Here is a 14062-nt window from a genome sequence, read left to right on the forward strand (position 1 = left end):
TCACGTCAAAAATTAACCCTCGTCGCGCGCCTGTATCCCGTGCTTCTTCATCATCGCCCGCAGCTGGTGGTAGGTCACGCCCAGCAGATCGGCGGCGCGGCGCTGATTATATTTCGCCTGAGCCAGGCTGGCTTCCACCAGCGCGCGCTCCTGCTGGTTCTGCCAGAGTCGCAGGTCGAGCGGCAACGCGGGCAGGGCGTCAGCCGTTTCTTCCGGCGCTGTCGCCAGCTGCGCACGTGGCGCAAAGGGATTAATGATAATGCGGTCAAGCGGCGCTTCGCTGCTGTGATGGCGATAAACCGAACGCTCCACCACGTTCTTCAGCTCGCGCACGTTGCCTGGCCACTGATACGCCAGCAGCGTCTGCTGCGCCTCGGGCGTAAAGCCCGGAAATAGCGGCAGCCCCAGCTCGCGGCACATCTGAATGGCGAAGTGCTCTGCCATCACCAGAATATCGCTGCGGCGCTCGCGCAGCGGCGGAAGCTGCACCACATCGAAGGCGAGACGATCAAGCAGGTCGGCGCGAAATTTTCCCGCTGCCGCCAGCGCGGGCAGATCCTCGTTGGTGGCGCACACCAGCCGCACGTTAACCTGCAAGGCGTGATTGCCGCCGACGCGCTCCAGCTGGCCATACTCAATCACGCGCAGCAATTTCTCCTGCACCAGCATCGGCGCGGTCGCCAGCTCGTCGAGAAATAGCGTGCCGCCATCGGCGCGCTCGAAGCGGCCCAGATGACGCTTCTGCGCGCCGGTAAAGGCGCCCGCCTCATGGCCGAACAGCTCGGAGTCGAGCAGGTTCTCATTGAGGGCGGCGCAGTTAAGCGAGATAAACGGGCCCTGCCAGCGGTCGGAAAGATAATGCAGACGGCTGGCGATCAGCTCTTTGCCGGTGCCGCGCTCGCCTACCACCAGTACAGGCTTCTCAAGCGGCGCCAGCATCGACACCTGCTCAAGTACTTCTAAAAAGTTGTTGGATTCACCCAACAGATTATCGTTGATGCCAGCCATGATGAAATTCACCATCTCTTAATCAATTTCACTACCTTACGCGAGGCGCGCTGCGCTGTAAAATATAAATATTGTTTATAATCAATAAAATAAAAACTGGCACGCCTTTTGAATATACCAATCAGCGCATGGCGCACCAACATAATCAAAGAGGAACATCATTATGGGTATTTTTTCTCGTTTCGCCGACATCGTTAACGCCAACATCAATTCTCTGCTGGAGCGTGCGGAAGATCCGCAGAAACTGGTACGCCTGATGATTCAGGAGATGGAAGACACGCTGATTGAAGTGCGCTCGACCTCGGCGCGCGCGCTGGCAGAGAAAAAACAGCTGAATCGCCGTATTGAACAGGCGGAAATACAGCAGGCCGAATGGCAGGAAAAAGCGGAGCTGGCGCTGCGCAAAGAAAAAGATGACCTGGCGCGTGCGGCGCTGATTGAAAAACAGAAGCTCACTGACCTGATCGCCTCGCTGCAGCAGGAAGTGGTTCACGTCGAAGAGACGCTGGAGCGCATGAAGGGCGAAATCGGCGAGCTGGAGAAAAAGCTGAGCGAAACCCGCGCTCGTCAACAGGCGCTGACCCTGCGTCATCAGGCGGCCTCTACTTCGCGCGACGCACGTCGTCAGCTCGACAGCGGCAAGCTGGATGAGGCGATGGCGCGCTTTGAATCTTTCGAACGTCGCATCGACCATATGGAAGCAGAAGCGGAAAGCCAGCGTTTCGGCAAGTCAAAATCGCTGGACGCGCAGTTCGCCGATCTGCAGGCCGATGACGAAATCAGCCAGCAGCTGGAAGCGCTGAAAGCCAAAATGAACCGTAGCGAATAATGATTATTTGCACTGCGAAACTGATTAAGGAGAGTCAATGAGCGCACTTTTTCTCGCTATACCGCTGACCATTTTCGTGCTGTTCGTGGCGCCGATCTGGTTATGGCTGCACTACAGCAATCGCCGCAGCGGCAACGACCTGTCGGCAGGCGATCTTCAGCGCCTGCAGCAGCTGACGCAGGAGGCGGAACGTATGCGCGATCGCATCCATGCGCTGGAGTCGATTCTGGATGCCGAGCATCCCAACTGGAGGCAGCCATGATCAAACGCAAGCTGTGGCGTAAGCCGGAAGAAGGGAAGCTGATGGGCGTCTGCGCCGGCGTGGCGGAGTATCTCGATATCCCGGTGCGTCTGCTGCGCGTGATTGTGGTGCTGTCGCTGTTTTTCGGCCTGTTCGCCATCACCGTCAGCGCCTACTTTATTCTGGGCTATCTGCTCGACCCAAAACCGGCGGATGCCGCAGAGGCGCCCGGCACGCCGAGCGCCGGCGAGCTGCTGGACCGGCTGGAAAGCGCGCTGCGACGCGATGAGTACAGCGTGCGCGACATAGAGCGCTACGTGACGTCTGAAACCTTCAGCGTGCGCAGCCGCTTTCGCCAGCTCTGATGTTTCCTGACGGAACCGAACCGGTTCCGTTATCCTGCTCAACCGGAGGTTTACTTTGTCATATTCACGCACGTCCTCTTTTCGCCGCCGCGCGACCCCCGCGTTGAAGTCGGTCGGGAAATTCATCATTATCAATGCCGTGAGTTACGGGCCTGCCGGACTGACCGGCTGGGCGGTAAAATCGGTTGCGCGTCGTCCTCTGCGCATTCTGCTTTCCCTGGCGCTGGAGCCGTTGCTGCAGCGCGTGATGAAGCGGGCGACGGCGCGCTTCATCAGGGAAAAAGATGATAAACAAGTCTGAACTACTCTCATTGCTCAACCGCGGCGCGGATCGTCATCTGCGCCTGGCGGTCACCGGCCTGAGCCGCAGCGGGAAAACCGCTTTTATTACCTCTTTAGTTAACCAGCTGCTTAACGTGCACAGCGGCGCACGCCTGCCGCTCTTTTCCGTGGTGCGCGACGAGCGTCTGCTGGGCGTCAAGCGCATTCCACAGCGCGACATGGGCACGGCACGCTTTACCTACGATGAAGGGCTGGCGCAGCTCTACGGCACGCCGCCCGCCTGGCCGACCCCGACGCGCGGCGTCAGCGAAATGCGGCTGGCGCTGCGCTATCGCTCGCAGGATTCGCTGCTGCGTCACTTCAAAGAGAGCGCAACGCTCTATCTGGAAATCGTCGACTATCCCGGTGAGTGGCTGCTCGACCTGCCGATGCTGGCGCAGGAGTATCTTGACTGGTCACGGCAGATGGTGGGGCTACTGCAGGGCGATCGCGCGCAGTGGGCGCAGCCCTGGCGCGAACTGTGCGCGTCGCTGGATCCATTTGCGCCCGCCGATGAGAACCGGCTGGCCGCGATCGCCGCCGCCTGGACCGACTATCTGCACCAGTGCAAAACCGAAGGGCTGCACTTTATCCAGCCGGGCCGCTTTGTGCTGCCGGGCGAGATGGCGGGCGCGCCCGCGCTGCAGTTCTTTCCCTGGCCACTGGCGGACGAAGCGGAACGCGGCAAGCTGGCGCAGGCCGATAAAGGCAGCAATTTTGCCATGCTGCAGCAGCGCTTTCGCTACTACTGCCAGCACGTGGTGAAGGATTTCTACCGCAACCATTTCCTGCGCTTCGACCGTCAGATCGTGCTGGTAGACTGCCTGCAGCCGCTTAACAGCGGCCCGCAGGCGTTTAACGACATGCGGCTGGCGCTGACCCAGCTGATGCAGAGCTTTCATTACGGACAGCGTACCCTGTTCCGCCGGCTGTTTGCGCCGGTCATCGACAAGCTCTTGTTCGCCGCCACCAAAGCGGACCATATCACCGCCGATCAGCACGCCAATATGGTGTCGCTGCTGCAGCAGCTGGTGCAGGACGCCTGGCAAAACGCGGCGTTCGAAGGCATCAGCATGGAGTGTATCGGGCTGGCGTCGGTACAGGCCACCCAGAGCGGGCTGGTGGATCATCGCGGCGAGAAGATCCCGGCGCTGCGCGGCGAACGGCTGACGGACGGCGAAGCCATGACGTTTTATCCCGGCGAAGTGCCGCCGCGCCTGCCGGGGCACGCCTTCTGGCAGCAACAGGGATTTCAGTTTGAACAGTTCCGGCCGCAGCCGCTCGATATCGATCGTCCGCTGCCCCATATCCGCATGGACGCCGCGCTGGAATTTTTATTAGGAGATAAGCTGCGATGAGCGAAGAAAAACTCAAACCGCGTATCGATTTTGCCCGGCCGCTGGAGGCCGCGCGCGAGCCGGCGCTGCGTCCGGCGCAGGCGTTCGACGAGGAGGCGCGGCAGGCGTTTCTCGCTGTGGACGAGCAGGCTGACGAGGTGCTGGAAGAGGGCGCCGGAGAGCGAGCGGTCGAGCAGGCGCTGCGGCCGAAGCGCAGCCTGTGGCGCCGCCTGGTGGGCGCTGGCGTGGCGCTGTTCGCCGCCAGCGTGGTGGCGCAGAGCGTCCAGTGGCTGCATGACGCCTGGCTGACGCGCGACTGGTTTGCGCTCGGCAGCGGCGCGGCGGGCGGCCTGATCGTTATTGCCGGCGTCGGCGCGCTTACCAGCGAGTGGCGTCGCCTCTATAAGCTGCGCGCGCGTGCCGAAACGCGCGACGTCGGTCGCGAGCTGCTGCACAGCCATAGCGTCGGCAAAGGCCGCCCCTTCTGCGAAAAGCTGGCGCAGCAGGCGGGCATCGATCAGGCGCATCCGGCGCTGCAGCGCTGGCACGCCGCGCTGCATGAAACCCAGAACGATCGTGAAACCGTCACGCTCTATGCGCAGCTGGTGCAGCCGGTGCAGGATCGCCAGGCTCGGCGCGAAATCGGCCGCCATGCGGCGGAGTCGACCCTGATGATCGCCGTCAGCCCGCTGGCGCTGGTGGATATGGCCTTTATCGCCTGGCGCAATCTGCGGCTGGTCAACCGCATCGCCGCCATCTACGGCATCGAGCTGGGCTACTTCAGCCGGCTGCGGCTGTTTCGTCTGGTACTGCTGAATATGGCGTTCGCCGGCGCGTCGGAGCTGGTGCGCGAGGTGGGAATGGACTGGATGTCGCAGGATATCGCCGCGCGGCTCTCCGCCCGCGCCGCGCAGGGCATCGGCGCAGGCCTGCTGACCGCGCGGCTCGGCATCAAGGCGATGGAGCTGTGCCGTCCGCTGCCCTGGCTGGCGGACGACAAGCCGCGCCTCGGCGATTTCCGCCGCGACCTGATCGCCCAGCTGAAAGAGACGCTGCCCAAAGGCGGCGTGAAGCGCGAAAGCTAACTATTTTCCATCCTGGCGCGCCGCCGTTCGTGCGGCGCGCACCTGATCCTGAACAGCAGTGTCAACTTTTGCTTCCACGCCTCTTCTGACCCGCCGCAAGTTAGCGTATTATCTCCCGATTCTTCACCTGACTAAGGCCATCGCAATGCGTCTTGAAGTCTTCTGCCAGGACCGTATCGGCCTGGCGCGCGAGCTGCTCGATCTGTTAGTCGCCCGTAATATCGACCTGCGCGGCATCGAAATCGCGGCGCTCGGCCGTATTTACCTCAATTTTTCCGCGCTGGAGTTCGACCAGTTCAGCAGCCTGATGGCGGAGATCCGCCGCACGCCTGGCGTCACCGACGTGCGCACCGTCGCCTATATGCCTTCGGAACGCGAGCATCGCGCCCTGAGCGCGCTGCTGGTGGCGATGCCGGAGCCGGTGTTTTCCATCGATCTGAAAAGCAAAGTGGAGCTGGCGAACCCGGCGGCGCAGAACCTGTTCGACCTCGACGAACAGAAAATTCGCAACCACAGCGCGGGCAACCTGATTAGCGGGTTTAACTTTCAGCGCTGGCTGGAGAGCGACCGCGTCGAGGCGCAGGCGCAGCATGTGGTCATCGACGGCCGCGACTTCCTGATGGAGGCGCATCCTGTCTATCTGACCGCCGACGAAGGCGCGGGTGACCAGCCGGTCGGCGCGATGGTGATGCTGAAATCCACCGCCCGCATGGGGCGTCAGCTGCAAAACCTGGTGGTGACCGACGAGTCGGAGTTCGACCACATTATCGCGGTAACACCGAAGATGCGGCAGGTGATCGACCAGGCGCGCAAGCTGGCGATGCACGACGCGCCGCTGCTGATCGTCGGCGACACCGGCACCGGCAAAGATATGCTGGCGCGCGCCTGCCACCTGCGCAGCGCGCGCGGCAAGAAGCCGTTCCTGGCGCTTAACTGCGCCTCACTGCCGGACGATGTCGCAGAGAGCGAACTTTTCGGCCACGCCGCCGGCGCCTATCCCAATGCGCTGGAGGGGAAAAAGGGCTTTTTCGAGCAGGCCAGTGGCGGCTCGGTGCTGCTGGATGAGATCGGCGAAATGTCGCCGCGCATGCAGACCAAGCTGCTGCGCTTCCTCAATGACGGCACCTTCCGCCGCGTCGGCGAAGAGCATGAGGTGCATGTCGACGTACGCGTTATCTGCGCCACGCAGAAGAACCTGATCGAACTGGTGCAGCGCGGCGAGTTTCGCGAGGATCTTTTCTACCGCCTGAACGTGCTAACGCTGCATCTGCCGCCGCTGCGCGAGCGACCACAGGATATTTTGCCGCTGACCGAGATGTTTGTGGCGCGCTTCGCCGACGAGCAGGGGATCCCGCGTCCGCGCCTGTCTCCGCAGCTTAACGGGTTTTTGACGCGCTACAGCTGGCCGGGCAACGTGCGTCAGTTAAAAAACGCGCTCTATCGCGCGCTGACGCAGCTGGAAGGGTACGAACTGCGGCCGCAGGATATCGTGCTGCCTGAACAGGCGCTGGACGCTTCACTGGCGGAAGAGGCGATGGAGGGAACGCTGGATGAGATCACCAGCCGCTTCGAGCGCTCGGTGCTGACGCGCCTCTATCTCTCCTATCCCAGCACGCGCAAGCTGGCGAAACGGCTCGGCGTGTCGCATACGGCGATCGCCAATAAACTGCGCGAATATGGTTTGGGCCAGAAGCGCGGCGAACGGGAAGAGAAAAACGGCGGCTAACAGCCGCCGGGGTTAACGTTACTTCAGTACAGCCAGCGCTGCGTCGTAATCGGGTTCGGTCGTGATCTCGTTGACCAGCTGGCTGTAGAGCACGTTGTCATGCTCATCCAGCACCACCACCGCGCGCGCCGTCAGGCCCGCCAGCGCGCCTGCGGCAATTTCAACGCCATACGCATTTTTGAACTCAGCGCCGCGCAGCGTCGAGAGGGTAACGACGTTATTCAGGTTGTCGGCGCCGCAAAAGCGCGACTGCGCAAACGGCAGATCGGCGGAGATGCACAGCACCACCGTATTGGTCAATTCGCTCGCCAGCTGGTTGAAGCGGCGCACGGACGCGGCGCAGACGCCGGTGTCGACGCTGGGAAAAATATTCAGAACCTTGCGTTTTCCTGCATACTCAGAGAGCGACACGTCGGTAAGATTTTTTGCCACCAGCGTGAAAGGCTTAGCCTGTTCGCCCGCCTGCGGAAAGTGACCAGCAACCTCTACCGGGTTGCCCTGAAAGTGAACAGTGTGAGACATAGCGATTCCTTAAAAGTCAGATAAAACGTGACTGCCTACAGATGAAAAGCGTCTGAAAAAAAAGTTATGACATAGTTATAAACAACTTACGAGCGAAAAACACCGTTTATCCGAGTCGACGCGCAGTTATCTGATTTACAGGGAGAGAGTATGAGAGCGGTAAAAAGCTATCCTGAATCCTGGCCTCTGCATACGCCCTTCGTCATCGCCCGCGGCAGCCGTACCGAAGCGAAGGTGGTGGTGGTGGAAATTGAAGAGGATGGCATCAAAGGCACCGGCGAGGCGACGCCCTATGCGCGCTACGACGAAACGGAAGCCTCGGTGCTGGCGCAGATCTCCGAGATGCTGCCGGCGCTGCAGCAGGGCATGACGCGCGACGCGCTGCAGCGGGCGATGCCCGCCGGCGCGGCGCGCAACGCCCTCGACAGCGCGCTGTGGGATCTGCAAAGCCGCCAGCAGCGGCAGGATCTCTGGGCGCTGAGCGGCGCTGTTGCGCCGCACGATGTGGTGACGGCGCAGACCGTTAGCCTCGATACCCCCGAGGCGATGGCGAGCAGCGCCAGGGCGCTGTGGCAACACGGCGCGACGCTGCTGAAAATCAAGCTGGACGATAGCTTTATCACCGAGCGGCTGGTGGCGATCCGCACTGCGGTGCCCCAGACGACGTTAATCGTCGACGCCAACGAATCCTGGCAGGCGGAAGGGCTGGCGGCGCGCTGTCAGCTGCTGGCGGACCTGGAGGTGGCGATGCTGGAGCAGCCGCTACCCGCCGGTCAGGACGCCGCGCTGGCGAACTTTATCCATCCGCTGCCGATTTGCGCCGACGAAAGCTGTCACACCCGCGACAGCCTGCCCGCGCTGCAGGGACGCTACGAGATGATCAATATCAAGCTGGATAAGGCGGGCGGACTGACCGAGGCGCTGGCGCTGGCGGCAGCGGCGAAAGCGCTCGGTTTTGAGGTGATGCTCGGCTGCATGATCTGCACCTCGCGCGCAATCCATGCGGCGCTGCCGCTGGCGGCGCAGGCGCGCTTTGCCGATCTGGATGGCCCGACCTGGCTGGCGGTCGACGTCGAGCCCGCCATTCAGGTCAGCGCAGGCAAGGTGATTATCGCTGCCAGCGCAGCAGGTTGATCATCGCCTCCAGATAGCGCTCCGTCGCTTCATCCACTGATATAACCGGCATTTCGGCGGTGACGCAGGGCAGGCCGAGGTCGTTGCACCAGCTGCCGAAGGAGCCGGGCGTATCGTAGCCGACGCTGCTGACAAGCGGCAGCGCAGTTTGCTGCGCCAGCCAGTGGCCCAGCTCGCTGCTGCGCGGGTCGTCAATGCAGGCCAGCGGCTCATGCCAGGAGACTACCCAGCGCGGCTTTAGCTCGTGGATCAGCTGGCACAGCGCCTGGGTTTCCGGCTCTGAGCCGGGACGCTCTCCCGTTGACAGCAGCACGTCGCGCGCCTCCGCCACGCTGTTCCAGCGATAAACCGTCTCGCCGCTCTGCCAGTTGGCCGCTGGAAAGTTGCGGTTCAGATCGACGCCGTTGGCGTTGGCGCGCAGGCCAAGCTGGCAGCCGTCTGGGTTAACCGCCAGCACCACGTGATGACGACGCAGCCGATCCGGCAGCGTGCGCATCGCGGCGGAGAGCGTGGCGACGGCGGCGTTTTCATCGCCGTGGGTGCCCGCCAGAATCAAACCGCTCTCGGCGTCCGCTGCCGGCGCGGGGAACCAGAGCAGCGGCGCGCCCAGCACGCTGTCGCCGTAGCGCTGAAACGGGATCTCAAGCTTTCCGCGCCGCGGCCGCGGGTGTAACGACGTCATAGGCTCTCTCTTTTGTTACCTGCTTTCAGACAAAGTAGCGGAAAAGCCGCGCGCGGAAAATCGCTATTTATCCTTCAGGCATTTGCGCTACAGTGCCGGAGTCATGCTGCGCCGGTACCGCGTTGCGCAGCGCTTCATTTGGGAAAGGGAGTGATGATGAAAAGCACATTTCGCCAGACGCTGATAGCGCTTGGCCTCGCCGCGATGGCGACCCCGACGCTGGCGGCGCAGCTGCCAGCCGGCGCGCAGCTGGCCAGCCAGCAGGAGATCGTCCGCCATATTAAAGATGAGCCCGCCTCGCTCGACCCGATGAAAGCGGTCGGCCTGCCGGAGATTCAAGTGATCCGCGATCTGTTCGAAGGGCTGACCAACCAGGATGCGCAGGGCAACATCGTGCCGGGCGTCGCGGAAAGCTGGAGCAGTAGCGACAATAAAACCTGGATTTTTACGCTGCGCAGCAGCGCGAAATGGTCCAGCGGCGAGCCGGTTACGGCGCAGGATTTCGTCTACAGCTGGCAGCGTCTGGTCGAGCCAAAAAACAGCTCGCCTGCGGCCTGGTTCGCCGGGCTGGCGGGCATCAGCAACGCGCGCGCGATCACCAAAGGCGAAATGGCGGCGGATCGGCTGGGCGTCAGCGCCATCGACGCGCAGCATCTGAAAGTGACGCTTGACCGTCCGGTGCCCTGGTTTCCGGCGCTGGCGGCTAACGTCGCGCTGTTCCCGGTGCCGCAGCAGGCGATCGCGCGCGAGGGCGACGGCTGGACCGCGCCAGGCAAGCTGGTGGGCAACGGCGCCTATCAGCTGGTGGATCGGGTGGTGAATGAGAAGATCGTGCTGGCGCGCAATCCGCACTACTGGGATGACGCCCATTCGGTGCTGACCAAAGTGACCTTCATTCCCATCAACGAAGAGTCGAGCGCCACCAAACGCTATCGCGCCGGCGATATCGACATCACGGAATCGTTCCCGAAAAACCTCTACGCGCAGCTGAAAAAAACGCTGCCGGGTGAGGTCTATACTCCCGACCAGTTAGGCACCTACTACTACGCGTTCAATACGCAAAAAGGGGCGACGGCGGATGCGCGCGTGCGTAAGGCGCTCTCCTGGAGCATCGATCGCCGCATTATCGCGGAGAAGGTGCTGGGCACCGGCGAAAAGCCCGCCTGGCGCTTTACTCCGGACGTTACGGCAGGCTTTAAGCCGGCGCAGTCTTATCTTGAGCAGCACAGCCAGCAGGAGCTAAACGCCCAGGCGAAGGCGCTGCTGACCGCCGCTGGCTACGGCCCAGGCCGACCGCTGCACCTGACGCTGCTCTACAACACCTCTGAAAGCCACCAGAAAATCGCTATCGCCGTGGCGTCGATGTGGAAGAAAAATCTTGGCGTCGCGGTGACGCTGCAAAATCAGGAGTGGAAGACCTATATCGACAGCCGCAACAGCGGCAATTTCGACGTGATCCGCGCCTCCTGGGTTGGCGACTACAATGAGCCTTCTACCTTCCTCAGCCTGCTGACCAGCGGCAACAGCAGCAATATCGCGCGCTTCAGCAACGCCGATTACGATGCGGTCATCAACCGGGCAAGCAGCGAAACCCAGGCGGCAGCGCGCAACATCGACTACAACAAGGCGGAGCAGATCCTTGCCGATCAGGCGCCGATCGCGCCGATTTATCAGTACACCAACGGCCGCCTGATTAAGCCGTGGGTGAAAGGCTATCCCATCACCAATCCTGAAGATGTCGCCTACAGCCGCGAGCTGTGGATCGAAAAACATTAAGCCCCGCGCGGCCCGTCCTGCGGGCCGCCTGCTGACACTTTTGCTCACAGCCTGATGATTGCAACTCATCCGCGCCGCGCTAGACTGTATCGTATTGATTTTAGTAGTGAGGCGAGTAAGTGAACGTCATTGAAGGCAAAGCGTTGCAGGTATCCGACGCCATTATCGCCTGCCAGCTGGACGGCAAGGGCGGACTGATCCCGATTGAAGATAAAGATGTTATCCACTGCGAGCGCGCCTGCTGGCTGCATCTGAACTATACCCATCGCGAGAGCGCCGACTGGCTGCAGTCGACGCCGCTGATCCCGGACGCGGTGCGCGACGCGCTGGCGGGCGACAGCATGCGCCCACGCGTCAGCCGGCTGGGCGACGGCTTTATGATCGTGCTGCGCAGCGTCAACCACAACGTGGATTCGCGGCCTGAGCAGCTGGTGGCGATGCGGGTGTTTATTAACGACAAGCTGATCGTCTCTACCCGTCGGCGCAAGGTCTACGCGGTGGATTCTGTGCTGACCGACCTGCAAAACGGCAACGGGCCTGAGGATGGCGGCAGCTGGCTGGTGGATATCTGCGATGCGCTGACCGATCACGCCAGCGAGTTTATCGAAGATCTGCACGACAAAATTATCGAGCTGGAAGATGCGCTGCTGGATCAGCGCGTGCCGGCGCGCGGCGAGCTGGCGCTGCTGCGCAAGCAGCTGATTGTGATGCGGCGCTACATGGCCCCGCAGCGCGACGTCTACTCGCGGCTCGCCAGTGAAAAACTGCCGTGGATGGATGACAGCGACCGACGCCGCATGCAGGAGGTCTCGGACCGGTTAGGACGCGGCCTCGACGACCTTGACGCCGGCGTGGCGCGCACCGCCGTGCTGGCCGATGAGGTGGCGTCGCTGATGGCGGAGGCGATGAACCGCCGCACCTATACCATGTCGCTGCTGGCGATGATTTTCCTGCCAACCACCTTTTTGACCGGCCTGTTCGGCGTCAACCTCGGCGGCATTCCCGGCGCCAACTGGCATCTCGGCTTTAGCGTTTTCTGCCTGCTGCTGCTGGTGCTGGTTGTCGGCGTCGCCTGGTGGCTTAAACAGCGCAAGTGGCTGTGACAACCATGTAATCAAATGGTTATATGCGTTAATGGTGGCGGAAAAAGTCTCTCCTGGCGGCGAAAAAGGGAAAAAAGCTGATCGAGGTCAATAACCCATCCGGGCAATAGCGGCAAACTCTGTTCCCGCAGGTGAATGCAACGTCAAGCGATGGGCGTTGCGCTCCATATTGTCTTACTTCCTTTTTAGAATTACTGCATAGCACATAGTTAATTCGATACGCCGGCCTTATCCGCCGGCTTTTTTTTTGCCTGTGGCGCCGGGTTATACCTATGCTGTAAAGAGCGTAACCACAGAGGAGAAGGGTATGACATCCATTATCGCCAGCGATCCGATTCCTACCGATCCCGTCCCGATTCCCGATCCGATACCGCAGCCGCCGCCGAATCCGCTACCGGATCCGCAGCCTGAGCCTGGCTATCCGCCGATCCTTGACCCGCCGCCGCATCGATAAAAAAAGGGCGCGCTGTCTGAACAGCGCGCCCTTTTTTATGTGGGTCAGCTTACGGCAGTTGCAGGATGTCAAGGCGCGCCGGCGCAGCGTCCTCATCCTCTTCCTGCCAGCCGGCCGGCTTCACCGGCAGGGTTTCGCGGTCAAAGGCGAGATCGCCGCCGTCTACCACCGCATCGCCGTGCTGGATGCCTTTAAAATCGAACAGGTTGATATCCGCCAGATGCGACGGCACGACGTTCTGCATTGCGCTGAACATCGTCTCAATGCGTCCTGGATAGCGTTTGTCCCAGTCGCGCAGCATATCGGCGATCACCTGACGCTGCAGATTTGGCTGCGAACCGCACAGGTTGCACGGAATAATCGGGAACTGGCGCGCTTCGGAGAAGCGCACGATATCTTTTTCACGGCAGTAGGCGAGCGGACGGATGACGATATGTTTGCCGTCGTCGCTCATCAGCTTCGGTGGCATCCCTTTCATTTTTCCGCCGTAGAACATGTTGAGGAACAGCGTCTGCAGGATATCGTCGCGGTGATGGCCCAGCGCGATCTTGGTGCAGCCCAGCTCGGTCGCGGTACGATAGAGAATGCCGCGGCGCAGGCGCGAGCAGAGCGAGCAGGTGGTTTTGCCTTCCGGGATCTTCTCTTTAACGATGGAGTAGGTGTCTTCCTCGACGATTTTGTATTCGACGCCCAGCGACTCCAGATACGCCGGCAGGATATGACCAGGAAAGCCCGGCTGTTTCTGGTCGAGGTTGACCGCCACCAGCGAGAAGTTGACCGGCGCGCTCTGCTGCAAATTGCGCAGGATCTCCAGCAGCGTATAGCTGTCTTTGCCGCCCGACAGGCAGACCATAATGCGGTCGCCTTCTTCGATCATGTTGTAATCAGCGATAGCTTCGCCAACGTTGCGACGCAGGCGCTTCTGGAGTTTGTTAAGGTTGTACTGTTCTTTCTTGTCAACCGTTTGATTTTCTTGCATTAAATGAGTTCTCAGCAACCAAAAGGGGCAGTTAACGCGCAGTGTTTCGGAGCGCCAGCCTGATATGTAGCATAGTCAGCAGGCAAAAGTATGCCGCGTATGGTACGGATTACGGCGGCGAATGCCAGCACGTTTTATGGCGAAACCTATGAATACGGCATGCTGAAGGCGATCATGGAGATTTTACACTTTTTTAAGGGCGCGGAGCTGGGCTACCGCCGCGGTTTTTGTTCGGGCACTACGTTCTGATTGTGTCTTTTTATGCAGGCCTTTATTAAAATAGTGATAAATGCAAACAGTTGTGCGATTTGAAGAAAAATTCAAAGAGGAAAAATCTCCTTTATAATGAAAATAAATATAAAGAGTTAATTATTTAACTTGAATTTATCAAGTGGGTAATAGAGGGTGATTTAAATTTTGACTCTCATCATTTTTGCATTGATTAGATTTTTTTTCTTCAGGAAAAAGCGCTTTAATGCGTTGTGTTGAACGCATTCCAC

15 protein-coding genes and 1 pseudogene are annotated in these 14062 nt (G+C 60.7%); 11 read left to right on the plus strand and 5 right to left on the minus strand.

Annotation, left to right across the window (positions count from 1 at the left end; genetic code table 11):
* Positions 1-12: 12 nt before the first annotated feature.
* A complete protein-coding gene (gene pspF / locus B2J69_RS08300; protein WP_081138229.1) occupies positions 13-1008 on the minus strand; it encodes a phage shock protein operon transcriptional activator in 996 nt (331 codons plus the stop codon).
* A gap of 163 nt (positions 1009-1171) precedes the next feature.
* Between pspF and pspA the strand changes: the two genes are divergently transcribed.
* The 7 genes from pspA (at position 1172) to tyrR (ending at position 6912) form a co-directional block, all read left to right on the plus strand.
* A complete protein-coding gene (pspA, locus tag B2J69_RS08305) occupies positions 1172-1837 on the plus strand; it encodes a phage shock protein PspA (protein ID WP_033746938.1) in 666 nt (221 codons plus the stop codon).
* Between the two features lie 37 nt (positions 1838-1874).
* Positions 1875-2099, plus strand: a complete 225-nt coding sequence (pspB, locus tag B2J69_RS08310) for an envelope stress response membrane protein PspB (protein WP_081138215.1) — start codon at positions 1875-1877, stop codon at positions 2097-2099.
* Positions 2096-2443, plus strand: coding sequence for an envelope stress response membrane protein PspC (gene pspC / locus B2J69_RS08315; protein WP_081138216.1), 348 nt, complete (start codon positions 2096-2098; stop codon positions 2441-2443). The genes pspB and pspC overlap by 4 nt, the downstream gene beginning before the upstream one ends.
* Before the next feature lie 55 nt (positions 2444-2498).
* Positions 2499-2744, plus strand: coding sequence for a phage shock protein PspD (pspD, locus tag B2J69_RS08320; RefSeq protein WP_081138217.1), 246 nt, complete (start codon positions 2499-2501; stop codon positions 2742-2744).
* Positions 2728-4122 (plus strand): YcjX family GTP-binding protein, encoded by a 1395-nt coding sequence (locus tag B2J69_RS08325; RefSeq protein ID WP_081138218.1) that lies wholly within the window; start codon positions 2728-2730, stop codon positions 4120-4122. The genes pspD and B2J69_RS08325 overlap by 17 nt, the downstream gene beginning before the upstream one ends.
* Positions 4119-5186 carry a TIGR01620 family protein gene (locus tag B2J69_RS08330; protein ID WP_081138219.1) on the plus strand — a complete coding sequence of 356 codons (1068 nt, stop codon included), beginning with the start codon at positions 4119-4121 and terminating at the stop codon, positions 5184-5186. Before B2J69_RS08325 ends, B2J69_RS08330 begins: the two co-directional genes overlap by 4 nt.
* Positions 5187-5331: 145 nt before the next feature.
* Positions 5332-6912 (plus strand): transcriptional regulator TyrR, encoded by a 1581-nt coding sequence (gene tyrR / locus B2J69_RS08335; protein WP_081138220.1) that lies wholly within the window; start codon positions 5332-5334, stop codon positions 6910-6912.
* Between the two features lie 18 nt (positions 6913-6930).
* On the opposite strand, the gene tpx is transcribed toward tyrR, so the two are convergent.
* Entirely contained in the window at positions 6931-7434 is a 504-nt protein-coding gene (gene tpx / locus B2J69_RS08340; RefSeq protein WP_081138221.1) for a thiol peroxidase, read from the minus strand.
* A gap of 150 nt (positions 7435-7584) precedes the next feature.
* Between tpx and ycjG the strand changes: the two genes are divergently transcribed.
* The gene (gene ycjG, locus B2J69_RS08345; RefSeq protein ID WP_081138222.1) at positions 7585-8568 is read left to right on the plus strand and encodes an L-Ala-D/L-Glu epimerase; all 984 of its coding nucleotides are present in this window, start codon (positions 7585-7587) and stop codon (positions 8566-8568) included.
* Here the strand turns inward: ycjG and mpaA are convergent.
* Positions 8543-9250 (minus strand): murein tripeptide amidase MpaA, encoded by a 708-nt coding sequence (gene mpaA, locus B2J69_RS08350; protein WP_081138223.1) that lies wholly within the window; start codon positions 9248-9250, stop codon positions 8543-8545. The two genes, ycjG and mpaA, sit on opposite strands and share 26 nt — an antisense overlap.
* 156 nt (positions 9251-9406) lie before the next feature.
* Here mpaA and B2J69_RS08355 point away from each other — a divergent pair, with 156 nt between their 5' ends.
* The 3 genes from B2J69_RS08355 (at position 9407) to B2J69_RS24180 (ending at position 12583) form a co-directional block, all read left to right on the plus strand.
* On the plus strand, positions 9407-11026 hold the full coding sequence (locus B2J69_RS08355) for a peptide ABC transporter substrate-binding protein (protein ID WP_081138224.1): 1620 nt from the start codon (positions 9407-9409) through the stop codon (positions 11024-11026).
* A gap of 119 nt (positions 11027-11145) precedes the next feature.
* On the plus strand, positions 11146-12129 hold the full coding sequence (gene zntB / locus B2J69_RS08360; protein WP_081138225.1) for a zinc transporter ZntB: 984 nt from the start codon (positions 11146-11148) through the stop codon (positions 12127-12129).
* A gap of 307 nt (positions 12130-12436) precedes the next feature.
* Positions 12437-12583, plus strand: a complete 147-nt coding sequence (locus B2J69_RS24180) for a hypothetical protein (RefSeq protein WP_167376562.1) — start codon at positions 12437-12439, stop codon at positions 12581-12583.
* 49 nt (positions 12584-12632) lie between these two features.
* On the opposite strand, the gene ttcA is transcribed toward B2J69_RS24180, so the two are convergent.
* Positions 12633-13562: a tRNA 2-thiocytidine(32) synthetase TtcA gene (gene ttcA / locus B2J69_RS08365; RefSeq protein WP_081138226.1), complete on the minus strand. Its 930-nt coding sequence runs from the start codon at positions 13560-13562 to the stop codon at positions 12633-12635.
* Between the two features lie 78 nt (positions 13563-13640).
* A pseudogene (locus B2J69_RS24305) lies at positions 13641-13703 on the minus strand (hypothetical protein); the annotation flags it as partial.
* Positions 13704-14062: the final 359 nt, after the last annotated feature.

It is taken from the genome of Pantoea latae (assembly GCF_002077695.1).
Lineage (GTDB): Bacteria > Pseudomonadota > Gammaproteobacteria > Enterobacterales > Enterobacteriaceae > Pantoea > Pantoea latae.

Coding starts and splice junctions, on each gene's coding strand:
- pspF (WP_081138229.1), bottom strand. CDS start 1,008: ATGGCTGGCATCAACGATAATCTGTTGGGTGAATCCAACAACTTTTTA.
- pspA (WP_033746938.1), top strand. CDS start 1,172: ATGGGTATTTTTTCTCGTTTCGCCGACATCGTTAACGCCAACATCAAT.
- pspB (WP_081138215.1), top strand. CDS start 1,875: ATGAGCGCACTTTTTCTCGCTATACCGCTGACCATTTTCGTGCTGTTC.
- pspC (WP_081138216.1), top strand. CDS start 2,096: ATGATCAAACGCAAGCTGTGGCGTAAGCCGGAAGAAGGGAAGCTGATG.
- B2J69_RS08325 (WP_081138218.1), top strand. CDS start 2,728: ATGATAAACAAGTCTGAACTACTCTCATTGCTCAACCGCGGCGCGGAT.
- B2J69_RS08330 (WP_081138219.1), top strand. CDS start 4,119: ATGAGCGAAGAAAAACTCAAACCGCGTATCGATTTTGCCCGGCCGCTG.
- tyrR (WP_081138220.1), top strand. CDS start 5,332: ATGCGTCTTGAAGTCTTCTGCCAGGACCGTATCGGCCTGGCGCGCGAG.
- tpx (WP_081138221.1), bottom strand. CDS start 7,434: ATGTCTCACACTGTTCACTTTCAGGGCAACCCGGTAGAGGTTGCTGGT.
- ycjG (WP_081138222.1), top strand. CDS start 7,585: ATGAGAGCGGTAAAAAGCTATCCTGAATCCTGGCCTCTGCATACGCCC.
- mpaA (WP_081138223.1), bottom strand. CDS start 9,250: ATGACGTCGTTACACCCGCGGCCGCGGCGCGGAAAGCTTGAGATCCCG.
- B2J69_RS08355 (WP_081138224.1), top strand. CDS start 9,407: ATGAAAAGCACATTTCGCCAGACGCTGATAGCGCTTGGCCTCGCCGCG.
- B2J69_RS24180 (WP_167376562.1), top strand. CDS start 12,437: ATGACATCCATTATCGCCAGCGATCCGATTCCTACCGATCCCGTCCCG.
- ttcA (WP_081138226.1), bottom strand. CDS start 13,562: ATGCAAGAAAATCAAACGGTTGACAAGAAAGAACAGTACAACCTTAAC.